We start from the raw sequence: 23,550 nt of genomic DNA, 5'->3' as shown, positions 1-23,550 counted from the left end.
GAGCGCATTTGCGCTCGCCGGAGAAACAACATGAATCTCTCTAAATTCTTCATCGACCGGCCGATCTTTGCCGGCGTGCTGTCGCTATTGATATTGATAGCCGGCCTGATCGCGCTGCGCGGGTTGCCGATTTCGGAATACCCCGAAGTCGCGCCGCCCTCCGTGGTGGTGCGTGCCCAGTACCCGGGCGCCAACCCCAAGGTGATTGCCGAAACCGTGGCCACGCCGCTCGAAGAGCAGATCAACGGTGTGGAAGGCATGCTCTACATGGGCAGCCAGGCCACCACCGACGGCGTGATGACGCTGACGGTGACCTTCCGCCTCGGCACCGATCCCGACAAGGCCCAGCAGCTGGTGCAGAACCGCGTCTCGCAAGCCGAGCCGCGCCTGCCCGAAGAAGTGCGCCGCCTCGGCATCACGACCGTCAAGAGCGCACCCGACCTGACGATGGTGGTTCACCTCGTTTCGCCGAACAACCGCTACGACATCAACTACCTGCGCAACTACGCGGTGCTGAACGTGAAGGACCCGCTCGCGCGCATCGAAGGCGTGGGCCAGGTGCAGATCTTCGGCGGCGGCGACTACTCGATGCGCGTCTGGCTCGACCCGCAGAAGGTTGCGCAGCGCGGCCTCTCGGCAAGCGACGTGGTGGCTGCGATCCGCGGCCAGAACGTGCAGGCCGCGGCCGGTGTGGTCGGCGCTTCGCCGGGCCTCTCTGGCGTGGACATGCAGCTCTCGATCAATGCGCAAGGGCGCCTGCAGAGCGAAGAAGAGTTCGGCGACATCATCGTGAAGAGCGGCACCGACGGCGCCGTGACCCGCCTGCGCGACATTGGCCGCCTGGAAATGGGCGCTGCCGACTACTCGCTGCGTTCGCTGCTGAACAACGACCCGGCCGTCGGCATGGGCGTGTTCCAGGCGCCGGGCTCCAACGCGCTCGACATCTCGTCCAACGTGCGCAAGACGATGGCCGAGCTCAACAAGAACATGCCTGAAGGCCTGGAATACCGCATTGCGTATGACCCGACGCAGTTCGTGCGCGCATCGATCGAATCGGTGATCCACACGCTGCTCGAAGCCATCCTGCTGGTGGTGCTGGTCGTGATCCTGTTCCTGCAGACCTGGCGCGCTTCCATCATTCCGCTACTGGCCGTGCCGGTGTCGGTGATCGGTACCTTTGCGGTGCTGCACGTCCTCGGTTTCTCGATCAATGCGCTGAGCCTGTTCGGGCTGGTGCTGGCCATCGGTATCGTGGTGGACGACGCCATCGTGGTGGTGGAAAACGTCGAGCGCAACATCGAGGCGGGGCTGACGCCGCGCGAAGCCACTTATCGTGCAATGCGCGAAGTGTCCGGGCCCATCATCGCGATTGCGCTGGTGCTGGTGGCCGTGTTCGTTCCGCTGGCTTTCATCAGCGGCCTCACGGGCCAGTTCTACAAGCAGTTCGCGGTGACCATCGCGATCTCGACGGTGATCTCGGCCATCAACTCGCTCACGCTGTCGCCGGCTCTCGCGGCACTGCTGCTGCGCGGCCACGACCAACCGAAGGACGCGCTGACGCGGGGCATGGACAAGGCCTTCGGCTGGCTGTTCCGCGGCTTCAACAAGCTCTTCAGCCGCGGCTCGGAAGCCTACAGCGGCGGCGTCAAGAGCGTGATCTCGCGCAAGACGCTGATGCTGGTGATTTACCTCGCGCTGGTCGGCGTGACCTTCGGCCTCTTCAAGGCGGTGCCCAGCGGCTTCGTGCCGGCGCAGGACAAGCAATACCTGATCGGCTTTGCCCAGCTGCCCGACGGTGCCACGCTCGACCGCACCGACGAAGTGATCCAGCGCATGGGCGAGATCATGAAGAAGAACCCGAACGTGGAAGACGCCATCGCGTTCCCGGGCCTGTCGATCAACGGCTTCACCAACAGCTCGAACTCGGGCATCGTGTTTGCCACGCTCAAGCCCTTCGACCAGCGCAAGCGCGCCGACCAGAGCGGCGGTGCAGTGGCCGGCCAACTCAACGGTGCCTTCGCCAGCATCCAGGACGCGTTCATCGTGATGTTCCCGCCGCCGCCGGTGGCGGGCCTGGGCACCACGGGCGGCTTCAAGCTCCAGCTGGAAGACCGCGCCTCGGTCGGCTACGACCAGATGGACGCCGCGGTGAAGGCCTTCATGGCCAAGGCCTATGCAGCGCCCGAGCTCACGGGCATGTTCACGAGCTGGCAGGTCAACGTGCCGCAGCTGTATGCGGACATCGACCGCACCAAGGCCCGCCAGCTCGGCGTGCCGGTGACGGACATCTTCGACACCATGCAGATCTACCTCGGTAGCCTGTATGCGAACGACTTCAACAAGTTCGGCCGCACGTACAGCGTGCGTGTGCAGGCCGATGCGCCTTACCGCGCCCGTGCCGAAGACGTGGGCATGCTGAAGGTGCGCTCGACCACGGGCGAGATGGTGCCGCTGTCGGCGCTCATGAAGGTGAACTCGACCTTCGGCCCGGAACGCGCCATGCGCTACAACGGCTACCTGGCAGCCGACATCAACGGCGGCCCGGCTCCCGGCTATTCGTCGGGCCAGGCGCAGGATGCGATCACCAAGATTGCGGCCGAGACGCTGCCCAAGGGCGTGACCTTCGAGTGGACCGAGCTGACCTACCAGGAAATCCTGGCCGGCAACTCCGCCTTCCTGGTGTTCCCGCTGGCCATCCTGCTGGTGTTCCTGGTGCTGGCCGCGCAGTACGAAAGCCTGACGCTGCCGATCGCGATCATCTTGATCGTGCCCATGGGCATCCTGGCTGCGATGACCGGCGTATGGATATCGGGGGGTGACAACAACGTCTTCACGCAGATCGGGTTGATCGTGCTGGTGGGGCTGAGTGCGAAGAACGCGATCCTGATCGTGGAGTTTGCGCGGGAGCTCGAGTTTGCCGGCCGCACGCCCATCCAGGCTGCGATCGAAGCCAGCCGCCTGCGCCTGCGCCCGATTCTCATGACCTCGCTGGCCTTCGTGATGGGCGTGCTGCCCCTCGTGCTGTCGACCGGCGCTGGCTCTGAAATGCGCAAGGCCATGGGCGTGGCGGTGTTCGCCGGGATGATCGGCGTGACGGCCTTCGGCCTGTTCCTGACGCCGGTGTTCTACGTGCTGATGCGCCGCCTGGCGGGCAACCGCGCACTCAAGCTGCATGGCGACGTGCCGCACGGGGAAGACTTTGCCCATCCCGCTGCACCGGCACCGTCGTCCCATGGTGGTTCGGGCGGCGGCGGGCTGCACCCGCTGCCTGCTGCGCCGCGCCCTTCGCACGGCTCGCACGACTGATCGAGAAGAAAGCTCATCATGAAATTCTCAGTACAACCTTGGGTCAAGCCGCTTCGCACCGCCTTGCTGCCGCTGGTGGCAGCCCTGGCGCTGGCCGGCTGCGCGACCGTGCCCTCCGGCGTGCCGGAGATCCAGACCACCGCCCAGTTCAAGGAGCAGGGCGCCGCCCCGCCCACGGGCTGGACGCGTGCCGTGCCTTCCGAAGCGCAGGCCCGCGGCGCCTGGTGGCTGGCCTTCAACGACCCGGTGCTCAATGCGCTGGTCGAAAAGGCGGACGTCAACAACAACAACATCCAGGCCGCCGCAGCCCGGCTTGCGGAAGCTCGCGCCCTGGCGCGCAGCGCCCAGGCCGACCGCCTGCCGCAGATCGGCCTGGGCGCCGGTGCCAATCGCGGAGCGGGCCTCGACAAGGCCACGGCCAGCACCCGGCCGGGCACGATGACCAACATCGGCGCCACCTTCTCGTACGAGGTCGACCTGTTCGGCCGGCTCTCGGGCGCAAGCAATGCGGCCAAGCTCGATGCGGCGAGCCGTGAAGCGCTGCTGCAAAGCACGCGCCTTGCCGTGCAGGCCGAGGTGGCGCAAACCTACCTGCAACTGCGTGCGCTCGACGCAGAGCGCGCCCTGGTGCGCGAGCAGGTCGAGGCCTATCGCGACACGCTGCGCCTGACGCAGCGCCGCCAACAGGCCGGCGACATTGCCGAGCTCGACGTGGCACGCGTGCAGACAGAGGTGTCGTCGACCGAGTCGGATGCGCTCGCGCTCGACCGCCAGCGTGCGCAGGTCGAGCATGCGCTTGCGGTGCTGGTGGGCGATTCGGCATCGAGCTTCGGCCTGCGTACCGATGAGTGGGCCACCGCGCTGCCGTCGGTGCCGCCGGGTGTGCCGGCCACGGTGCTCACGCGCCGCCCGGATGTTTCGGCCGCGCAGAACGCCGTGCTCGCGGCGCAGGCTCGCGTGGGCGTGGCACAGGCCGCGTGGTTCCCGGACATCTCGCTGACCGGCGCCGCCGGCTATGCGTCGCCCGAAATCGGCGACCTGTTCAAGTGGTCGGCCCGCTCGTGGGGCGTGGGTGCGCTGCTTTCGCTGCCGATCTTCGACGGCGGCCGCCGCGAAGCCGGTGTGCAGGGCGCCAACGCGCAGCTAGACGGTGCGCTGGCCAATTACCGCAGCCAGGTGCTGGTGGCGTTCCAGGAGGTGGAAGACCAGCTCTCCGCCATCCGCATCCTGCAGGAGCAGTCGACCGTGCAGGCGCAGGCCGTCACTTCGGCCCAGCGCGCGACCAGCCTGTCGGACACGCGCTACCGCAACGGCTACATCAGCCAGCTCGACCTGCTCGACGCCCGCCGCAGCGAGTTGCGCAACCGGCGCCAGGCACTGCAGGTGAAGTCGGCGCAGTACCAGGCGGCGGTGGGGCTGATCCGCGCCATCGGTGGCGGGTGGGAACTGCCTGCGGCCACTGCGCAGGCGCAGCCTCAGCCCGGCGCGCCGGGCGCGGTACAGACCGCGGCACGCTGATACACCAAAGGGGCGCAAGCCCCTTTTTCTTCGGGCGGCCGGGTTTCGAGGGAAGCGGCGTGCGGTGACAACGGACAATAGCCGCATGACAACCCGATGCGTGATGGTTCTGGGCACGACCAGTGGCGCCGGCAAGAGCTGGCTGGTCACTGCGCTGTGCCGCTGGTATGCGCGGCAGGGCCTCAAGGTGGCGCCTTTCAAGGCGCAGAACATGAGCAACAACGCCCGCGTGGTGGATGGAGGCGAGATCGGCAGCGCGCAATACTTTCAGGCGCTGGCGGCGCGCGCCGTGCCGCACGTGCGCATGAACCCGCTGCTGCTCAAGCCCGAGCGCGACACCCACAGCCAGGTGGTGCTGATGGGGCAGGTGAACCAAGAGCTCACCGCCATGCCCTGGCGCGGACGCAGCGAGCGCGTGTGGCCGCAAATCGCGCAAGCGTTCGATGAACTGCGCGCCGAGAACGACGTGGTGGTGATCGAAGGCGCCGGCTCGCCCGCCGAGATCAACCTGATGGCCAGCGACATCGTCAACCTGCGCGTGGCCCGCCATGCAAATGCCCGCTGCCTGCTGGTAACTGATATCGACCGCGGCGGCGCCTTCGCGCATCTCTACGGCACCTGGGCATTGATGCCCGAAAGCGACCGCGCATTGCTGCGCGGCTTCGTGCTCAACAAGTTTCGCGGCGACGCATCGCTGCTGGCCCCGGCGCCGCAGCAGCTGCAGGCGCTGACCGGCATCGCCACGGTCGCGACGCTGCCGATGTGGTGGCAGCACGGCTTGCCGGAGGAAGACGGCGTGTTCGACGATCGGAGCCGCTCGAACGGCATTGTCACGCGCACCGTGGCGGTGGTGGCGTATCCGCGCATCAGCAATCTGGACGAGTTCCAGCCGCTCAAGAATGTGCCCGGCGTTCGGCTGGTGTGGGCGCGCGCACCGGCGGACCTGGCGGGCGCCGACTGGATCGTGCTGCCCGGCTCCAAGCACACCAGCGGCGACCTGGCCTGGCTGCGCGCGCAGGGGCTCGACCGCGCCATTGCGGCGCACGCGGCCGCCGGCGGTGCCGTGTTGGGCGTTTGCGGCGGCTTGCAGATGCTGGGCGAGGCGCTGGTCGATCCGCACGGCATCGACGGCAATGCGCCCGGCCTGGGGCTGTTGCCGCTGGTCACCGTGTTCGAGCGCGAGAAAACCGTGCGCCACCGGGACGCCGCTTTCGGTGAACTGGGCGGCCAATGGGCTGCGCTTTCGAACGTGCCGGTGGCAGGCTACGAAATTCACCACGGCCACACCGCGATACACCCGCAAATGGCGCAGGACGGCCATGCCGTGATGCCCGAAGGCTTGGCCTGGCAGAACGCGCGCGGCAATGTGCTGGGCCTGTACCTGCACGGTCTGTTCGAAGACGCGGCCGCGTTGCACGCGCTCTTCGGCGCCGGGGCCCCCACGCTCGATTCGACCTTCGACGGCCTGGCCGATTTCATCGACACCCACTTCGAGGCCGGCGTACTGCACGGCCTGATTGCATGACCGACAAGAACACCATTCCTTCCATCGCCGACATCCGCGACGACGCGCTTGCGGCACGGCTGCAGGGCGCGCTCGACAACAAGACCAAGCCGCTCGGCGCGCTCGGCCGCCTCGAAGGGCTGGCCCTGCGTATCGGGCTGATCCTGGGCAGCGAAACGCCCGTGCTCGAAGCGCCGCAGATGCTGGTGTGCGCGGGCGACCATGGCCTGGCGGCGCGCGGTGTCTCCGCGTTTCCGAGCGACGTGACCTGGCAGATGGTCGAAAACTTTCTTGCAGGCGGCGCGGCCGTGAGCGTGCTGGCGCGCCAGCATGGGCTGGCGCTGACGGTGGTCGATTGCGGCGTGCGGCGCGACTTCCAGGCGCGCCCGGGACTGGTGTCGCGCCGCATCGCCGCCGGCACCTCCGATGCATCGGCCGGCCCCGCGATGACGGCAGGGCAATGCGCGCAAGCCATTGCCAATGGTCGCGAGGTGGTGCACGCGCTCCCCGGCAATGCCTTGCTGCTCGGCGAAATGGGCATCGGCAACAGCTCGGCGGCGGCCATGCTGCTTGCGCGCCTGGCGAACCTCGACATCGATGCCTGCACCGGTGCAGGCACGGGACTCGACGCCGCCGGGCTGGCGCGCAAGCGCACGGTGCTGCGCGAAGTGCTGGCCCTGCATGCATCGGCCGTCGCGCCGCTGGATGCATTGGTTGCATTCGGCGGCTTCGAAATTGCCACGCTGGTCGGCGCGGTGCTGCAGGCGGCAGAAGAGCGGCGCGTGATTGTTGTGGATGGATTCATCGCGAGCGCGGCGGTGCTCGTGGCAGGGGCGCTGCAACCGCACGTGGCCCAGCGCTGTGTGGCCGCGCACAGTTCGGCGGAACCGGGGCATGCGCTGTTGTTGAAGCACCTCGGGCTGGAGCCGTTGCTGAATCTCGACTTGCGCCTTGGCGAAGGCTCTGGCGGCGCGCTGGCTTGGCCGCTGCTCGAATCGGCTTGCCGCATCCTGCGCGATATGGCGAGCTTCGAGGCGGCGGGCGTGTCGCGCAAGGACGGCTGAACTCCATGAACGGCGTTCGCCACTACCTGCTCGCACTGCAGTTCTTCACGCGGGTGCCGGTGACCGGGCGACTCGCTGAGTGGGTCGGATTCAGCCCGCAGATGCTGCGCGCGAGCGCGGCGCATTTTCCGGGCGTCGGCTGGCTCGTGGGGTTTGTGGGGGGCGCCGTTTTTGTTCTGGCCCTACAGGGCCTGCCGGGCCCAGCCGGTGCACTGGCCGCGGCGCTGCTGAGCATGGTGGCAACCGTGCTGCTCACCGGGGCCTTTCATGAAGACGGGCTCGCCGATGTGGCCGACGGGCTGGGCGGATCGGCCGACCGCAACCGCGCGCTCGAGATCATGAAGGACTCGCGCATCGGTGCCTTCGGCGCCATTGCGCTGGTGCTGGCGCTCGGCCTGAAGGTGGCGCTGCTTGCTTCGCTGGCGGGGCAGGGCATGCAAGCAGTGGCAGCCGCCATCGTCGGTGCGCATGTGCTGTCGCGGCTGGCGCCGCTGTTTTTGATTCGTTGGCTGCCGTATGTGGGCGATGCCGGTGCGAGCAAGGCCAAGCCGCTGGCCGATGCAATCGGCGGCGGCGCCTTGCTGGTCGGCGTGCTCTGGTCGGTTCCTGCCCTTGCGCTGGTGCTGGTGACGCAAGGCCCCGCGAGAACAGCGGCCGTCGTTGCGGCATGTGCCGTTGCGGCTTTGGTCATGGCGCGCATGTTCCGGCGCCGACTGCGAGGCTTCACCGGCGACGGCCTCGGCGCCACGCAGCAGGTGTGCGAGCTTGCGATCTATCTTGCACTGGCGTGGCAGTCATGAGGCTGTGGCTGGTGCGCCATGCGCAAACCGACGCCGCGCCGGGCCTTTGCTATGGCGTCACGGATGTCGGTGTGCCCATCGAGGCGACGCTGGCGGTAGCGCGCGCGGTGGAGTCCCGCATTCCTGCGGGCATCGCACTGGTCCATTCGCCTTTGCGGCGTTGTGCCGAACTGGCAAAGGCCATCGGCACGCTGCGCCCGGACCTTGCCATGCGGGCGGACGAGCGCCTGGCCGAAATGGACTTCGGCGCCTGGGAAGGCCGGCCGTGGGCATCCATCACCAGTGCCGACTTTGATGCATGGACCGGCAATTTCGCCGACGGTCTTCCGGGCGAGTACGGCGAAAGCACGGCCAGTTTCATGCAGCGCACGGGCGCTGCTTTCGACGAGTGGCGCGCGTCGGGCCAGGACGCGGTGTGGGTCACGCATGCGGGCGTGATGCGCGCCGTGCAACTGCTGCATGGCGGCGTGCGGCGCGTGGACGCCGCCGCGCAATGGCCGTCGGCGCCCATTGACTATGGGGCGTGCCTGCTGATCGAATGCGGGTGACGCGCGACAGCGTCCGCGCCATTCCATTGCCTCATTCGCGCCATGCCCGCACAGCCTTCCCACGAGCGCCTTTACGTTCGCCTCGACGAGGACCCCTTGCACGGGCCCGAGGCTGCGATGCCGGCGGGCTCATTGCGGGCCTTTTCGGTCGCGGCGCCGCTGCGCGCGCATGTCGCGCACATCCTGCTTTACCGCGAAGCGCTGCCTGACGGGCGCGAAGTGCTCGAGCGCGTGCTGCCCGACGGCGCGGTGCGGCTGGTCTTCAACCTTGGCGACGCGCCCTCGGCGGGTGAGGGCGCCGGGCAGCCCGTCGAAGCCATTGGCGCTTCGGCCGCGCCGGCGCTGGTGCGGCTGCGCGGCAGGGTCGAAGGGCTGTCGGTCACGCTGCGCCCCGGTGCGGCCGCGGCGTTGCTCGGCATGCCGGCGGGCGAGATTGCCGGCACTGCGGTGCACCTCGATCAACTCTGGCGTGGCCAAGGCGCCGAACTGCGTGAACGCATGGCAGCCGCGCCCGACGACGCCTCGCGCGTTGCGGTGCTGTGCGCCATGCTCGGGCAGCGGCTGGCGCAGGCCGATGCGGCCCTTCAACCGGCCACCCCTATGGCCGCGATAAAGGCGGCGCAGCTGATCGCGCAGTCAGGCGGTCGGCAATCGCTGCGCGATGTGGCTGCGGCGGTCGACGTCGGCGAGCGTCGTTTGCAGCAATTGTTCCAACAGCAGGTGGGCCTCTCGCCGCGCACGTGGGGCAGGCTCGCGCGGCTGCATGCCTGTTTGCGCGCCTTGCGGCAGCCACGGCTACGCACGCCCGGCTGGGCGGAGCTGGCGCTCGATGGCGGCTTCTACGACCAGTCGCACCTGGTCAACGAGTTCAAGGCACTGAGCGGCCTCACGCCGACCGAGTTTCTCGGCCGGGCGGTTTCGGTTTCTTCCAATACGGCGGCCTGAGGCGGCAGTACCTTCGGGCTTCGAACTCGGAGAAAAGGAAAGAACTCGATGCAAGCCGAAGAAACCAAGAAGCCGTTGAAGGGCCGCGTGGCCGTGGTGACCGGCGCCAGCCGGGGCGCGGGCCGCGGCATTGCCCTGGAGCTGGGCGCGGCGGGGGCTACCGTGTACGTGACCGGCCGCAGCACGCGCGTGCAACCGGCTGAAAGCTACGACCGCATCCTCGCGCTCTCGGAACTCGAATCCCTGCCAGGCAGCATCGACGAGACGGCCGACGAACTCACGCGCATGGGCGGCCACGGCATTGCGGTGCGCTGCGACCACACGCAGGAAGACGAAGTGGCAGCCCTCTTCGCGAGGGTGCAGCGCGAGCAGGGCCGCCTGGACCTGCTGGTGAACAACGCCTGGGGCGGGCACGAAACCTTCGACGGCGTGTTCGAGGCGCCGTTTTGGGAGCACCCGCTTTCCAACTGGGACTCGATGTTCGACCGTGGCGTGCGCAACCACCTGCTCGCGAGCCGGTTCGCAGCGCCGCTCATGGTGACGCAGAAGAGCGGGCTGATCGCGATCACCAGCTTCTGGGACCGCGACAAGTACCTGCGGGGCAACCTGTTCTACGACCTCGCCAAGTCGGCGATGAACCGGTTGGCCTTCGGCATGGCCGAGGAGCTGCGCCCGCACGGCGTGGCGTCGCTCGCGCTTTCACCGGGCTGGATGCGAACCGAGTTCGTACTGGCCGGGCACAAGACGGACGAGGCGCATTGGCATGAACGCCCGGCGCTCGCAAGAACCGAGTCGCCTCGCTACCTGGGCCGCGCCATTACCGCGCTGGCGGGCGATGCGGGGGTGATGCAGAAAAGCGGCGGTGTGCACCGCGTGGCCGATCTGGCGCGTGAATACGGCTTCACCGACATCGACGGACGGCAGCCCGAAGCATTCGAGCTCTAGCCTGGAGAAGAGTCGGCCTCAGGCCGACTTGGGCCGAGGCGTTTTCGGCTTGTAGTCGCAGTAGAGCGCTACCGCGCATTCCCAGCACTTCGGCGTGCGCGCCACGCAGATGTAGCGCCCGTGCAAGATGAGCCAGTGGTGCGCATGCAGCCGAAACTCGAAAGGCACGCGCTTCTCCAGCTTGAGCTCCACTTCGAGCGGCGTCTTGCCCGGCGCAAGCCCGGTGCGGTTGCTGACGCGAAAGATGTGCGTGTCCACGGCAATCGTCGCCTCGCCGAATGCCACGTTGAGCACCACGTTGGCGGTCTTGCGCCCCACGCCGGGCAGGGCCTCGAGCTCGGCGCGCGTGCGCGGCACTTCGCCGCCATGCAGTTCCACCAGCATGCGGCAGGTCTCGATCAGGTGCTTGGCCTTGCTGCGGTAGAGCCCGATGGTCTTGATGTATTCCTCCAGCCCCTCCACGCCCAGCCTCAGGATGGCTTGGGGCGTGTTCGCCACTGGAAAAAGCTTGCGCGTGGCCTTGTTCACGCCCACATCGGTGGCCTGCGCCGAGAGCAGCACGGCGGCCAGCAGCTCGAAGGGCGTGGCGTATTCGAGCTCGGTTTCCGGGGTGGGGTTGGCCGCCTGCAGGGTGGCGAAGAAGAGGGGGATGTTGTCTTTTTTCATGGGGTCTGGAAGCGCGGCGCCCGCATGCCGTACGGGGAGCGGGCAGCGATAGTTGCAATATATCGTTGAAAGGCGATGGCCTTACGCAGCTTTATTGCCCGCGGCTTTCGCCACAATAGCGCTCCAGAAAGTGAGACTTCCCATGCAATTCGCTTCCCGCCTCGACAACGTCGAAACCTCCGCCATCCGCGAACTCTTCAAGCTGCTGGGCAAGCCCGGCATCATCAGCTTTGCGGGCGGATTTCCCGACAGCGCCATGTTCGACGTCGAGGGCCTGAAGGAGGCGAGCCAGAAGGCGCTGACCGAAGAGCCCGGCGGCGCGCTGCAATACGGCGCCACCGAAGGCTACGAGCCGCTGCGCACGCAGCTCAGCGCCTTCATGAAGACCAAGGGCGTCGACGTGGACCCGAGCGGCCTCATCGTCACCACCGGCAGCCAGCAGGCGCTCGACCTGCTGGGCAAGACCATGATCTCGCCCGGCGACAAGGTGATTGTCGAAGGCCCGACCTTCCTGGCCACCATCCAGTGTTTTCGGCTGTACGGCGCCCAGCTCATCAGTGCGCCCATCGACGCCAACGGCGTGAAGACCGACGAGCTCGAAAAGCTCATTGCCGAGCACAAGCCCAAGTTCGTCTACCTGATTCCCACCTTCGGCAACCCGAGCGGCGCCATGCTGAGCCTGGAGCGCCGCAAGAAGGTGCTCGAGTTGGCCGTCAAGTACCAGACGCTGATCGTCGAGGACGACCCGTACGGCGACCTGTACTTCGGTGAGGCACCGCCGCCTTCGATCATGGCTTTGAGCAAGGACGTGCCGGGCAGCCGCGAGCTGCTCGCCCATTGCGGCAGCCTGAGCAAGGTGCTGAGCCCGGGCCTGCGTATCGGCTGGATGATCGCCCCCGCCGAGCTGCTGGCCAAGGCCACCATGTGCAAGCAGTTCAGCGATGCGCACACCAGCACCTTCTCGCAAGCCACGGCCGCGCAATACCTCAAGAGCGGCCGCATGCCGGCCACGCTGGCGCATGTGCGCGAGGTGTACGGCCAGCGGGCGCAGGCCATGGGCGCGGCGCTGAAGCGCGAACTGGGCGACGCGGTGAGCTTTACCCAGCCGCAGGGCGGCTTGTTCTTCTGGGCCCGCCTGACGGGGGCCAACGGCAAGCTGGCCGATGCAACCGAACTGGCCAAGCGCGCCATCGAGCAGCTGGTGGCCTTTGTGCCGGGCGCGCCGTTCTATGCGGAGAAGCCCGACCTGGCGACGCTGCGGTTGAGCTTTGCGACGGCAGACGTGGCGAAAATCGAAGAGGGCGTGAAGCGCCTCGGCCAGGCGCTGTAGCGCTTCAGGGCGAGCGGTGCAGCCGCGGCGCCGCCAGCAGCGCCAGGTTGTCTTCGACGGCCGCATCCACATTGGGATAGCGGCCTTTCATTTTCGATAGCGTCATGATGGTCTGAAGCGCCTTCAGGTCCTTGACCGAAGGCGCGACCTTGATCTGCGCAATGGCCGCCGATGCGTTGCCGCCGTTGACCAATGCCATTACCTTGCTTGCCCAGTCGTTTGCGCGCGCCATGTCTTTACCTGCTTTCCATTGAACCGCCGACTGTACACAGCGCGGCGCGTTACGATCACCCATGAGAAAAACCTTTCAGCTTCAGGTCGAAGGCAAGCACCCCGACCGCCTCCTCGAAGCCATCAAGCACGAGATTCGCAAGTACATCAAGCGTGAACGCCGGCGCGTCCTGCCCGAGGGCGCGGACTTCTGGGACTTCGACTGCAAGTTTGGCACCTCGGCTGAAACCGCTGAACCCGTGCACCTTTCGGCGATCACGGGCCTGATCGACGGCGTCGTCAAAGAGGCCGGCAAGCAGTTCTATGTCGAGATCCTGGCCAAGGCGGGCAAGCGCACGCCGCGCCTGGCTGGGGAGCGTGCGGAAGAGCCTCCCGAAGAGGACTGATTCCTGCGCGTCTTGAGTGATCGGGGCCGCTCAGTTCAGGGCGTGTGCAAAGGCCACCGGGTACTCCCCTCCGCGAATGTCCCCCGCCTTCGGCTCCTCCTTTATTTCGCTGCGGGGAGCACCCGATGCCCTGTGCACTGGGGTGCCCTGAACTGGACAGCGCAACGTCAAGTAAATCGCTACAGCAATGCCTGCGCGAGCTGCAGCCCGTAGCGCTGCTCCGCATCCTGCAGCGCACGCGCAATCGACGGGTGCAGCCGCACCCCGTTCTTAGATTGGGTTTCACGGCGCTTCAAGCCGCCTTCGCCCGGCAGGCGCACCGGCTTGGCGGGATCGATGGGCGCGTTGTTGCGGCACTGGGCCGCCACGTGGTCCATCTGACGCAAGAAGGCTTCCTTGCCGCCGAAGGCGTGGAGGTCGTGCAGCGTGATGTGCACCGTCGCACCCCAGCCCTCGGGCGGATCGGCCCGGCCGTGGCCTGCGAGGCCGGCGGTCAGCGTTTCGACCAGCAGCGCCATTCCATAACCCTTGTGGCCGTGGCTGAGTCCGCCAACGGGCAGCAGCGTGCCGGGCGGCTGGTCAAACAGTACCTGCGGGTTGTTCGTAGGCTTGCCGGCGGCGTCGATCAGCCATTCTTCGGCAAAAGTCTCGCCGGCCGCGCGCTTGCGGTTGCTCATGCCGTTGGTGGTGACGGAAGCCGAAATGTCGACCATCACGCCGCCCTGCGACAGCGGAAAGCCCATGGCCAGCGGATTGGGCGTGAACACCGCCTGCGTGCCGCCGAAGGGCGCGACGCTGGCCGTGTTGGGGTCGGAGCAGGCGAGCAGCATCAGCATGTCTTCCTGCAGCGCGCGCAGCATGTAGACCGCGAGGCAGGCGATGTGATGGCTGCGGCGGATTACGAGCGAGGCGGTGCCGAGCTCGCGGGCACGCGGAAGCAGCATGTCCATGCCCTGGTCCATGAGCCAGGGGCCGGGCAGGCGCTTGCCGTCCCACAGCACGGCGGCGGGCCGATCAGACAGAACCTCCGGAGCGCCGTCCGGCGTCATGCCGCCGGATTCGATCTCTTTCACGTAGCCGGCCAACAGGGCGAGGCCGTGCGTGTCGTGGCCCAGCAGGTCGCCTTCGACCAAGGTGCGCGCAACGCTGTCGGCCATCGAGGCAGCGAGCCCGGCTTTTTGCAGCAGGGCGCTGCCGTAGTCCCTGAGCGCATCTGCGCTGTAGAGCGGGGCGGTGTTGTCGGTCATTTCAGTATCTCCAGCACTCTGTCCAAGCCGCCTTCGTTGATGGCCACCATGGCTTGCTCGCGCACCTTGGGCTTGGCGTGGTAGGCCACGGATAGGCCGGCTTCGCCCATCATCGGCAGGTCGTTGGCGCCGTCGCCCACGGCAATGGTCTCCTGCGGCGAAATGCCCATGAGCGATGCGACTTCGAGCAGCGTGCGGCGCTTCTCGGCGCCGTCGCAGATGTCGCCCCAGCTTTGCTGCACCACCTGGCCGGTGAGTTGGCCATCGGCTTCATCGAGCAGGTTGGAACGCGCAAAGTCGATGCCCAGGCGGTCTTTCACCCGGTTGGCAAAGAAAGTGAAGCCGCCCGACACCAGCAGCACTTTGAGGCCGGCCGCCTTGCAGGCCGCGACCAGTTCGGCCGCACCTGGATTGAGCTTCAGCCGCTGGTCGTACACCTGCTGCAGCGCCTCGACCGGCACACCCTTCAAGAGCGCCACGCGGCGCCGGAGGCTTTCCTTGAAGTCCTTGATCTCGCCGCGCATCGTGGCTTCGGTAATGGCCGCAACCTCGGCTTTCTTGCCCACGGCATCGGCGATCTCGTCGATGCACTCGATGTTGATCAGCGTCGAATCCATGTCGAACGCGATCAGCTTGAAGTCGGCGAGCTTCAGCGGCGGCTTCACGCGCTGGATGACGAGGCCGGGAGAAATTTCTGTAGCACTCATGCGGGGGCGGTTTCCTTGACGATGGGTTGGCCGAGGCTGCGCAGCACGTCGCGCACCATCTGCGCGCGGTCCTTCGGCTCTTTCAGTTCGCGCTCGATGCGCAGCTTTTCGTTGCCGGCAAGCTTGATGTGCTTGTTCTTCTGGATCAGGTGGATGATCGCCATCGAATCGACCGGCGGGTCTTTCTTGAAGGTGATGTGGATCACGCCCGGCGCCGCATCGACCTTGACCACGCCATACGGCCGGGCCAGCACGCGCAGCCGATGCGTGTCGATGAGCGTCTGCGCCTGCGGGGGCAGCTTGCCGAAGCGGTCGACGATTTCTTCCAGCAGCGTGTCGATCTGCTCGGGCGTCTTGGCGGTGGCCAGCTTCTTGTAGAACGAGAGGCGCAGGTGCACGTCGCCGCAATAGTCGTCTGGCAAGAGGGCGGGCGCGTGCAGGTTGATCTCGGTGGTGACCGACAGCGGCGCGAGCAGGTCGGGCTCCTGCCCGGCCTTGAGCGCGCGCACGGCTTCGCTCAGCATCTCGTTGTAGAGCTGGAAGCCGATCTCCATCATGTTGCCGCTCTGGTTCTCGCCCAGCACCTCGCCGGTGCCGCGAATCTCCAGGTCGTGCATGGCCAGGTAGAAGCCGGAGCCCAGTTCTTCCATCTGCTGGATGGCGTCGAGCCGCTGGGCCGCCTGCTTGGTCAGGCCCTCGGTGTCGGGCACCATGAGGTAGGCATAGGCTTGGTGGTGCGAGCGACCGACGCGGCCGCGCAGCTGGTGCAGCTGCGCCAGGCCGAACTTGTCGGCGCGGCTCATCACGATGGTGTTGGCGGTCGGCACGTCGATGCCGGTCTCGATGATGGTCGAGCACAAGAGCAGGTTGTAGCGCTGCGCCACGAAGTCGCGCATCACGCGCTCCAGCTCGCGCTCGGGCATCTGGCCGTGGGCCACGGCAATGCGTGCCTCGGGCAATATCTCCTCGAGCTTCTGGCGCCGGTTCTCGATGGTCTCGACCTCGTTGTGCAGGAAGTACACCTGCCCGCCGCGCTTCAGCTCACGCAGCACGGCTTCGCGGATCACGCCGGTGCCTTCGTTGCGCACGAAGGTCTTGATGGCCAGGCGCCGCTGCGGCGCAGTGGCAATCACGCTCAGGTCGCGCAGGCCTTCGAGCGCCATGCCCAGCGTGCGCGGAATCGGCGTAGCGGTGAGGGTGAGCACGTCGACCTCGGCGCGCATCGCCTTCATCGCCTCCTTGTGGCGCACGCCGAAACGGTGCTCCTCGTCGATGATGAGCAGGCCCAGGTTCTTGAACTTGACCGATTGCGAGAGCAGCTTGTGCGTGCCGACCACGATGTCGACCGTGCCTTCGGCGAGGCCCTTGGCCGCCGCGGTGATTTCCTTGGCCGAACGGAAGCGGCTCATTTCCGCGACTTTCACCGGCCACTTGGCGAAGCGGTCGACCAGCGTCTGGTAGTGCTGCTCGGCCAGCAGCGTGGTGGGTGCGAGAAACGCCACCTGCTTGCCGCCGGTGATGGCGATGAACGCGGCGCGCAGCGCCACCTCGGTCTTGCCGAAGCCCACGTCGCCGCAGACCAGCCGGTCCATCGGCTGCGGCGAGATCATGTCTTGCACCACCGCGTGGATCGCGGCCTTCTGGTCGGCCGTTTCCTGAAAGCCGAAGTCGTTGGCGAACACTTCGTAGTCGGCGGCCGAATAGCGGAAGGCGTGGCCTTGCCGAGCGGCGCGGCGTGCGTAGATGTTGAGCAGCTCGGCGGCGGAGTCGCGCACCTGTTCGGCGGCCTTGCGCTTGGCCTTTTCCCACTGGCCGGAGCCCAGCTTGTGCAGTGGGGCCTCGTCGGCGCTCACGCCGGTGTAGCGGCTGATCTGGTGCAGCTGCGAAACGGGCACGTAGAGCGTGGCCTTGTCGGCGTACTCCAGGTGCAGCATTTCCTGCAGCAGCGGCTTGCCTTCGGCATCCACGCCCTGGCCCAGGTCCATGTGGATGAGGCCGCGGTAGCGGCCAATGCCGTGGGCCGTGTGGACCACCGGGTCGCCCACGTTGAGCTCGGACAGGTCCTTGATCAGCGCCTCGACGTCACTGACCTGTTCCTGCTTCTTGTTGCGGCGGCGCGTGGTTGGCGCGGTCGCGAAGAGCTCGGTTTCGGTGACGAGGTCGATGCCCTGTTCGCGCCATGCGAAGCCCGAGGCCAGCGCGGCGGTGGCGATGCCGATCTTCTCGTCGGTAGAAGCCTCGAACTCGGCCAGCGAGTCGAAAGCCGGCGGGCTCACGCCGCTCGCGCGAAGGAAGTCAAGCAGGCTTTCGCGCCGGCCTTCGCTTTCGGCAATCAGCAGCACCCGGTGCGGCGTTGCCTTGATGTGGGCCTTGAGGCCGACCAGCGGGTCTTCGGCGCCGCGCACCACCGCAAACGGCGGCAGCCGGTCGAATTCCGCATATGGCGTTTCGGCTGCGATGTCGCCTCGGATGGCCAGTTGCGCGTGCGGCTTGGCCCTTTGGTAGAACTGCTCGGCATTGAGAAACAGCGCCTCGGGCGGCAGCGCCGGCCGCTCGGGGTCGCCGCGCACCAGGCGGTAGCGCTCGTTGGTGTCTTGCCAGAAATGCTGGAACGCGGGTTCGAGGTCGCCGTGCAGCACCACGGTGGCGTCGGGGCCGAAGTAGTCGAACACCGTGGCCGTCTCGTCGAAGAACAGCGGCAGGTAGTACTCGATGCCGGCGGTGGCCACGCCGTTGCCCATGTCCTTGTAGATGCGGCTCTTGGTCGGGTCGCCTTCGAGCAGTTCGCGCCAGCGGCTTCTGAAGCGCGCGCGGGCGTCGTCGTCCATCGGGAACTCACGGCCCGGCAGCAGCCGCACTTCGGGCACGGGATAAAGGCTGCGCTGGGTGTCGGGGTCGAATGTGCGGATCGAGTCGATCTCGTCGTCGAACAGGTCGACGCGATAAGGCACGAGCGAGCCCATGGGGAACAGGTCGATCAGGCCGCCGCGCACCGCGTATTCGCCGGGGCTCACCACCTGCGTCACATGGCTGTAGCCGGCCAACGTGAGCTGGGCCTTGAGCTTCGATTCCTCGAGCTTCTGCTTGGCCTTGAAGTGAAAGGTGTAGCCGGCCAGGAAGGCGGGCGGCGCGAGCCGGTAGAGCGCGGTGGTGGCGGGCACCAGCACCACGTCGGCTTCTTTCTGGCTGATGCGCCAAAGCGTGGCGAGCCGCTCGCTGATCAGGTCCTGGTGGGGCGAAAAGCTGTCGTAGGGCAGCGTTTCCCAGTCGGGGAACAAGGCGCAGCGCAGGTCCGGCGCAAAGAACGCCATCTCGTCGATCAGGCGCTGGGCGTCGTTCGCGTCCGCTGTGAACACCGCGGTGGCCCGGCCGGCGGCTTTTTCGCGCACGCCCAGTTGCGCCAGCAGCAGGGCGTCGGCCGATAAGGGAGGACGCGGCAGCGTGAATCGCTTGCCCGCCGTTAGGTGGGGGAGGTCCATTGAGCGCTTCTGAAAATGCACGACACCCCGCGCCGGCTGGCGAGGGGTGTGAAGCTGTCGATTCTAGAATGGCGGCCCCTTATTCGCTTGCCGGCCCTTGGCCGCTGCCGGACCCCATGTCTTCTTCCCGATTCTTCGTGCTGATTCCTTGCGCCGGTTCCGGCCACCGTGCGGGTGGCGTGCAGCCCAAGCAATACCAGCGGATCGCCGGGGCATCGATGGTGGCCCACACGGTGGAGGCTTTTCGGGCGCTGGCGAGTCGCTTTGCAGGGCTGGCAGTGGTGGTGTCGCCTGAAGACCGCGACATTCAGGCGGCGCTGCCGCGTTTTCCGGCCACGGGTGAATTCCTGCTGCAGGTAGGCGGCGTCACGCGCGCGGCCACGGTGCGCAACGGGCTGGCGGCGCTGCGGCAGAAAGGGGCCGGGGCGCATGACTGGGTGCTGGTGCACGACGCGGCACGCTGCCTGGTCACGTCGAGCCAGATCGAGGCGCTGATCGCGGCTTGCGAGCACGACGCCGTCGGCGGGCTGCTTGCGCATCGGCTGGCGGACACGCTGAAGGTTTCTTCCGGCGACAGCCGGGTGTCGCAAACGCTTCCGCGCGCCGACAAGTGGCTGGCCCAGACGCCGCAGATGTTCCGCATCGGCATGCTGCTCGATGCGCTGGAGCGCACTGGCGACGCGGTCACGGACGAAGCGGGCGCCATCGAGGCGATCGGCCTGTCGCCGCTGCTGGTGCCGGGCAGCGCACAGAACTTCAAGGTGACCTTCCCTGAAGATTTTGCGTTGGCCGAAGCGGTTCTGCTCGGTCGCAAGAAGGGGTCGGTATGACCGCGCCCTTCAATATTCGCGTCGGCGAGGGCTGGGACGTTCACCAGCTCGTGGCCGGGCGCAAACTGATTCTGGGTGGGGTCGAGGTGCCGCACACCACCGGCCTACTGGGGCATTCGGACGCCGACGTGCTGCTGCATGCCATTACCGACGCTTTGCTCGGCGCGGCGGGCCTGGGCGACATCGGCCGGCATTTTCCCGATACGGACGTGCAGTTTCGCGGCGCGGATTCGGCCGTGCTGCTTGGCGAGGCGGCCCGGCGCGTGCGTGCCGCGGGATGGGAGATCGGCAATATCGACAGCACCGTGATTGCGCAGGCCCCCAAGCTGGCGCCGCACATTCCGGCGATGTGCCAGCGCATTGCACAGACGCTGGGGCTTGCGCCCGAGCAGGTCAACGTCAAGGCCAAGACGGCCGAGAAGCTCGGCCCCGTCGGCGAGGGCCGGGCGATGGAAGCGCGCGCCGTGGCGCTGCTTTACCGCTGACCGGCGGCCGTCCTATGCCCGCCGGCTGGGCGCTTCGGCCGGTTTTGGCGCCGGCATGGCGCGCGGCATGCGGATGTGCGCCGCAAGGCCGCGTCCCGGCGTGCTGGTGAGCGCGAAGGTGCCGCCCATGCGCTCGATGTTCTTGGCCACGATCGACAGGCTGAGGCCGGCGCCGGCCGCCGAAGTGCGCGCCACGTCGCCGCGGAAGAAGGGCTTGGTCAGCTGCGAGAGCAGGGCGGGCTCGACGCCCGCGCCGTGGTCGCGCACCTTGATGAGCACCGCATCGTTGTTGGCTTGCGCCTGGATCACCACGTCGGCCACGCCCGTGGAAGGCGTCTTGCCGTAGCGCCGGGCGTTTTCCACCAGGTTGGAAATAACGCGGGTGAGCTCGACCTCGTCGCCCATCACGCGCAGATCAGGCGGCACGTCGACCCGGATGTTCATTTCTTCGTAGTCCTGCACGGCGTAGGTGCAGGCATCGACCACGTCGCGCAGCAGCACGGGCTTGGGGTCGACATGGTCGGGGCGTGCGTAGTCGAGAAACTTGTCGATGATGGCGTCGAGCTGGGCGATGTCGGCCGCCATGTGGTCGCGCGCGTCTTCGTCGGCCACGCTCATCTCGGTTTCGAGCCGCAGGCGTGCCAGCGGGGTACGCAGGTCGTGCGAAATGCCGGCCAGCATGATGGCGCGGTCTTGTTCGATCTTGGCGAGCTGGTCGGCCATGCGGTTGAAGCCGATGTTCACCGCGCGGATTTCGTTGGTGCGGGCACGCTCGTCGAGCCGGTGCGCCTCGTATTCGCCTTCTCGCACCTGCATGGTGGCGCGCGAAAGCTGCTTGAGGGGTAGGTTGATCAGCCGGGTGATCAGCGCCGCGCCGGCCAGCGAGAGGGCCATGGCCGTGCTGAGCCACACCAGCCAGGTGCGGCCGCCCACGCGGCTGAAGCGTGTCGGGTCGAGCAGGAGCCAGTAGGCGTCGCTCTCGATGGTGAAGCCGATCCACAGGCCCGGCTCGTCGTTGACGCGGCTCGCCACCGTGGTGCCTTCGCCGAGCTGGTCGATCAGCTCTTCGGTCACCCGCTGGTCGAGCGCGCCGCTGGTGTAGGGCTGAAACCGGTCGTTGGGCTCGCGCGGAAGGATGCGCACGCCTTCCTGGTCGGCCAGCGTCTTGATGAGCGACACCCGCGTGATCGCGTCCGAATACACCAGCGCCGCGCGCGTGAGGTTCACGAGCGAGGCGATCTGGTGCGCGGTCTGGATGGCGCGGGGCTCGTATTCGAGCGAGCGGAAAGTCTGCAGCCACGCGACCGTACAGCCGATCAGCAGCAGGGCGAGCAGGAAGAATGTGCGCCAGAAAAGGCTGAAGCCGAGCTTCAGGCCCGGTCGCCGGTCACGCTGGCCGGTGCCCTCGAGAGGGCTTGGCATGGTGACCTGGGCGCCGTCCTCCTGGGCTGGGCTGGGTCTGGCAGATTGCAGGCCGATGGCCACCTCTGAACGTCGTTCAGGCCGCGCCGTCCGGCACGAACACGTAGCCCACGCCCCACACCGTCTGGATGTAGCGGGGCGCCGCGGCGTCGGCCTCGACCAGCTTGCGCAGGCGCGAGATCTGCACGTCGAGGCTGCGGTCGAAGGGCTCGAACTCGCGTCCGCGGGCCAGTTGGGCCAGCTTTTCGCGCGACAGCGGCTGGCGCGGATGGCGCACCAGCGCCTTCAGCATTGCGAATTCGCCGGTGGTGAGCGAAAGCTCCTCGCCGTCCTTCTTGAGCGTGCGGGAGCCGAGATCGAAGGCGAAAGGCCCGAAGGTCACGGTTTCGTTCTCGGTGGAAGGGGCGCCCGGCGCCTCGAGAGGCGGACGGCGGCGCAGCACAGCGTGCACGCGGGCCAGCAGTTCGCGGGGGTTGAAGGGCTTGCCAAGGTAGTCGTCGGCGCCGACCTCGAGACCGACGATGCGGTCGACGTCTTCGCCCTTGGCGGTGAGCATGATGATCGGCGTGCGGTCGTTGGCGGCGCGCAGGCGTCGGCAGACCGAAAGGCCGTCTTCGCCGGGCATCATCAGGTCGAGCACGATCAGGTCGACCGTGTCGCGCAGCAGGATGCGGTTGAGCGCCTTGCCGTCCTCGGCCACGATCACTTCGAAACCTTCCTGGGTCAGGTAGCGGCGAAGCAGGTCGCGGATGCGGGCGTCGTCGTCGACGATCACGATCTTGTCAGTGCGAGCGGGAACTTGAGTCATTTCTACAACGTTGAATTTGTAACAGCGCCGATTCTGAAGGCGTTAGGCCCTCGTTGAGCCGGTTTTACTTATGGTTTGACACTAAGTTACAAAACTTGCGGTCGCTCGCTGTCTAGTGATCCTACGTTAGCCCGGCAGTGGCAAAGTCCACCTCATTGATGACTTTCGTTCAATGAGAACTCTTCTTTTCGCGTTTCCGATCCTCGTCGCCTGCGGCTGTGGCCCTGCCTTGGCTGTGGCCGGCGACTTTCTCAAGGTCGGCGACGTGCGCCGAAGCGAGGTGCGCGAAGCCGTTGCCGCCCACCGCGCGGCCCAGCGCGACGAGATCCGGCGGGAGGAGGCGGCCGCTGGCCGGCGCCTGACGGCGGCCGAGCTCTTTGAACTACGGCAGCAGGTGCGAAGGCAGTGGACGCCCCCTGGGACCCCGTCGCGCCCGAATTCGGCAGAATCGCAGCCGGCCGAGCGAATCGCGCCGGCGCCGATTTCGGCCAGCCGCGCGCTGACCTTGCCGCGCAGCCAGCGCCGCTGAGGCGGCGCGGCGCGTTCGGCGTCTTGAATACCAATCCAGGGAGTATCTCGTCTTGAAAAAAATCAAACTGATCGCGGCTTGCGTCGCATTGGCCGCGGCTGGGGCCGCGGGCACCGCCATGGCCCAGAACATGGCCGCGCCGCCGCAGAACGTGCTGCAGCTCACGGCTTCGGGCACGGTCGAAGTGCAGCAAGACCTGCTGAGCATGACGCTCACCACCACGCGCGACGCCACCGACGCCGCCACTGTTCAGTCGCAGCTCAAGGCCGCGGTGGACGCAGCGCTGGCCGAAGCAAAGAAAAACGCCCAGCCGGGGCAACTCGACGTGCGCACGGGCAACTTCAGCCTGTCGCCGCGCTACACCCGCGAAGGCAAGATCAACGGCTGGCAGGGCTCCGCTGAAATGGTGCTCGAGGGCCGCGACTTTCCGCGCATCACCCAGACCGCTGGGCGCATCACCACGCTGAACGTCGGCAATGTGGGTTTTGCACTGAGCCGCGAGCAGCGTGCCAAGAGCGAGACTGAGGCGCAGACGATCGCCATCGAGAACTTCAAGCAGAAGGCCACCGAACTGGCCAAGGGCTTCGGCTTCGGGGGCTATACGCTGCGCGAGGTCTCGGTGAACGCGAACGACAACGGCCCGATCCGGCCGCGCGTCATGGCGGCATCCGCCAAGTCTTTTTCGGCTGACGCGCCGGTGCCGGTGGAAGCTGGCAAAACGAGCGTGGTCGTGAGCGTCTCCGGGTCGGTGCAGCTCAAATAAGAAGAAGGCGCGGCCGGCGCGCCGGCCGCTTCGTGCT

General features: G+C 67.1%; 21 protein-coding genes. 14 read left to right on the top strand and 7 right to left on the bottom strand.

The window, feature by feature from the left end; translation table 11 throughout:
- Positions 1–30: 30 nt before the first annotated feature.
- From V9L21_RS11755 to V9L21_RS11720, 8 genes are all read left to right on the top strand, one after another.
- On the top strand, positions 31–3,306 hold the full coding sequence (locus tag V9L21_RS11755; RefSeq protein ID WP_337312016.1) for an efflux RND transporter permease subunit: 3,276 nt from the start codon (positions 31–33) through the stop codon (positions 3,304–3,306).
- Between the two features lie 18 nt (positions 3,307–3,324).
- Entirely contained in the window at positions 3,325–4,824 is a 1,500-nt protein-coding gene (locus tag V9L21_RS11750; RefSeq protein ID WP_337312014.1) for an efflux transporter outer membrane subunit, read from the top strand.
- Between the two features lie 85 nt (positions 4,825–4,909).
- The gene (locus V9L21_RS11745; protein WP_337312012.1) at positions 4,910–6,349 is read left to right on the top strand and encodes a cobyric acid synthase; all 1,440 of its coding nucleotides are present in this window, start codon (positions 4,910–4,912) and stop codon (positions 6,347–6,349) included.
- On the top strand, positions 6,346–7,392 hold the full coding sequence (cobT, locus tag V9L21_RS11740; protein ID WP_337312010.1) for a nicotinate-nucleotide--dimethylbenzimidazole phosphoribosyltransferase: 1,047 nt from the start codon (positions 6,346–6,348) through the stop codon (positions 7,390–7,392). The genes V9L21_RS11745 and cobT overlap by 4 nt, the downstream gene beginning before the upstream one ends.
- A 5-nt stretch (positions 7,393–7,397) precedes the next feature.
- The gene (cobS, locus tag V9L21_RS11735; RefSeq protein WP_337312009.1) at positions 7,398–8,192 is read left to right on the top strand and encodes an adenosylcobinamide-GDP ribazoletransferase; all 795 of its coding nucleotides are present in this window, start codon (positions 7,398–7,400) and stop codon (positions 8,190–8,192) included.
- A complete protein-coding gene (locus tag V9L21_RS11730; protein WP_337312007.1) occupies positions 8,189–8,740 on the top strand; it encodes a histidine phosphatase family protein in 552 nt (183 codons plus the stop codon). Before cobS ends, V9L21_RS11730 begins: the two co-directional genes overlap by 4 nt.
- 42 nt (positions 8,741–8,782) lie before the next feature.
- The gene (locus V9L21_RS11725; RefSeq protein ID WP_337312006.1) at positions 8,783–9,685 is read left to right on the top strand and encodes a helix-turn-helix domain-containing protein; all 903 of its coding nucleotides are present in this window, start codon (positions 8,783–8,785) and stop codon (positions 9,683–9,685) included.
- Positions 9,686–9,733: 48 nt separating this feature from the next.
- Positions 9,734–10,630 carry an SDR family NAD(P)-dependent oxidoreductase gene (locus tag V9L21_RS11720; RefSeq protein ID WP_337312004.1) on the top strand — a complete coding sequence of 299 codons (897 nt, stop codon included), beginning with the start codon at positions 9,734–9,736 and terminating at the stop codon, positions 10,628–10,630.
- A gap of 18 nt (positions 10,631–10,648) precedes the next feature.
- On the opposite strand, the gene nth is transcribed toward V9L21_RS11720, so the two are convergent.
- Complete coding sequence (nth, locus tag V9L21_RS11715) at positions 10,649–11,296, bottom strand: endonuclease III (RefSeq protein WP_337312002.1); 648 nt, start codon at positions 11,294–11,296, stop codon at positions 10,649–10,651.
- Positions 11,297–11,438: 142 nt separating this feature from the next.
- On the opposite strand from nth, the gene V9L21_RS11710 reads away from it, so the two are divergent.
- The gene (locus V9L21_RS11710; protein ID WP_258506755.1) at positions 11,439–12,626 is read left to right on the top strand and encodes an aminotransferase-like domain-containing protein; all 1,188 of its coding nucleotides are present in this window, start codon (positions 11,439–11,441) and stop codon (positions 12,624–12,626) included.
- Between the two features lie 4 nt (positions 12,627–12,630).
- On the opposite strand, the gene V9L21_RS11705 is transcribed toward V9L21_RS11710, so the two are convergent.
- Complete coding sequence (locus V9L21_RS11705) at positions 12,631–12,858, bottom strand: hypothetical protein (protein WP_309954529.1); 228 nt, start codon at positions 12,856–12,858, stop codon at positions 12,631–12,633.
- A 61-nt stretch (positions 12,859–12,919) separates the two neighbouring features.
- Here V9L21_RS11705 and V9L21_RS11700 point away from each other — a divergent pair, with 61 nt between their 5' ends.
- Complete coding sequence (locus V9L21_RS11700) at positions 12,920–13,243, top strand: DUF6172 family protein (protein ID WP_337312000.1); 324 nt, start codon at positions 12,920–12,922, stop codon at positions 13,241–13,243.
- A 179-nt stretch (positions 13,244–13,422) separates the two neighbouring features.
- Here the strand turns inward: V9L21_RS11700 and V9L21_RS11695 are convergent, their stop codons facing one another.
- Genes V9L21_RS11695 through mfd form a run of 3 tightly spaced genes read right to left on the bottom strand, consistent with a single transcriptional unit; the run spans position 13,423 to position 18,676 of the window.
- Positions 13,423–14,490, bottom strand: coding sequence for an Ldh family oxidoreductase (locus V9L21_RS11695; RefSeq protein WP_337311998.1), 1,068 nt, complete (start codon positions 14,488–14,490; stop codon positions 13,423–13,425).
- The gene (serB, locus tag V9L21_RS11690; protein WP_337311996.1) at positions 14,487–15,197 is read right to left on the bottom strand and encodes a phosphoserine phosphatase SerB; all 711 of its coding nucleotides are present in this window, start codon (positions 15,195–15,197) and stop codon (positions 14,487–14,489) included. The genes V9L21_RS11695 and serB overlap by 4 nt, the downstream gene beginning before the upstream one ends.
- The gene (mfd, locus tag V9L21_RS11685; RefSeq protein ID WP_337311994.1) at positions 15,194–18,676 is read right to left on the bottom strand and encodes a transcription-repair coupling factor; all 3,483 of its coding nucleotides are present in this window, start codon (positions 18,674–18,676) and stop codon (positions 15,194–15,196) included. Before mfd ends, serB begins: the two co-directional genes overlap by 4 nt.
- Positions 18,677–18,792: 116 nt before the next feature.
- Here mfd and ispD point away from each other — a divergent pair, with 116 nt between their 5' ends.
- Both ispD and ispF read left to right on the top strand, forming a co-directional pair.
- Positions 18,793–19,506 (top strand): 2-C-methyl-D-erythritol 4-phosphate cytidylyltransferase, encoded by a 714-nt coding sequence (ispD, locus tag V9L21_RS11680; RefSeq protein ID WP_337311992.1) that lies wholly within the window; start codon positions 18,793–18,795, stop codon positions 19,504–19,506.
- Complete coding sequence (gene ispF, locus V9L21_RS11675) at positions 19,503–19,991, top strand: 2-C-methyl-D-erythritol 2,4-cyclodiphosphate synthase (RefSeq protein WP_337311990.1); 489 nt, start codon at positions 19,503–19,505, stop codon at positions 19,989–19,991. Before ispD ends, ispF begins: the two co-directional genes overlap by 4 nt.
- A 12-nt stretch (positions 19,992–20,003) precedes the next feature.
- On the opposite strand, the gene V9L21_RS11670 is transcribed toward ispF, so the two are convergent.
- Both V9L21_RS11670 and ompR read right to left on the bottom strand, forming a co-directional pair.
- On the bottom strand, positions 20,004–21,413 hold the full coding sequence (locus V9L21_RS11670; protein ID WP_337311988.1) for a sensor histidine kinase: 1,410 nt from the start codon (positions 21,411–21,413) through the stop codon (positions 20,004–20,006).
- A 76-nt stretch (positions 21,414–21,489) separates the two neighbouring features.
- Complete coding sequence (gene ompR, locus V9L21_RS11665; RefSeq protein ID WP_126749638.1) at positions 21,490–22,221, bottom strand: osmolarity response regulator transcription factor OmpR; 732 nt, start codon at positions 22,219–22,221, stop codon at positions 21,490–21,492.
- A gap of 172 nt (positions 22,222–22,393) precedes the next feature.
- Between ompR and V9L21_RS11660 the strand changes: the two genes are divergently transcribed.
- Both V9L21_RS11660 and V9L21_RS11655 read left to right on the top strand, forming a co-directional pair.
- The gene (locus V9L21_RS11660) at positions 22,394–22,750 is read left to right on the top strand and encodes a hypothetical protein (protein ID WP_337311986.1); all 357 of its coding nucleotides are present in this window, start codon (positions 22,394–22,396) and stop codon (positions 22,748–22,750) included.
- A 52-nt stretch (positions 22,751–22,802) separates the two neighbouring features.
- Positions 22,803–23,513: an SIMPL domain-containing protein gene (locus V9L21_RS11655; protein ID WP_337311984.1), complete on the top strand. Its 711-nt coding sequence runs from the start codon at positions 22,803–22,805 to the stop codon at positions 23,511–23,513.
- Positions 23,514–23,550: the final 37 nt, after the last annotated feature.

Origin of the sequence: Variovorax sp. CCNWLW235, from assembly GCF_037204085.1 — a bacterium.
GTDB lineage: Bacteria > Pseudomonadota > Gammaproteobacteria > Burkholderiales > Burkholderiaceae_C > Variovorax.
Note: the sequence above shows the minus strand (reverse complement) of the source record. Positions and strands in the feature narration are given on the sequence as shown.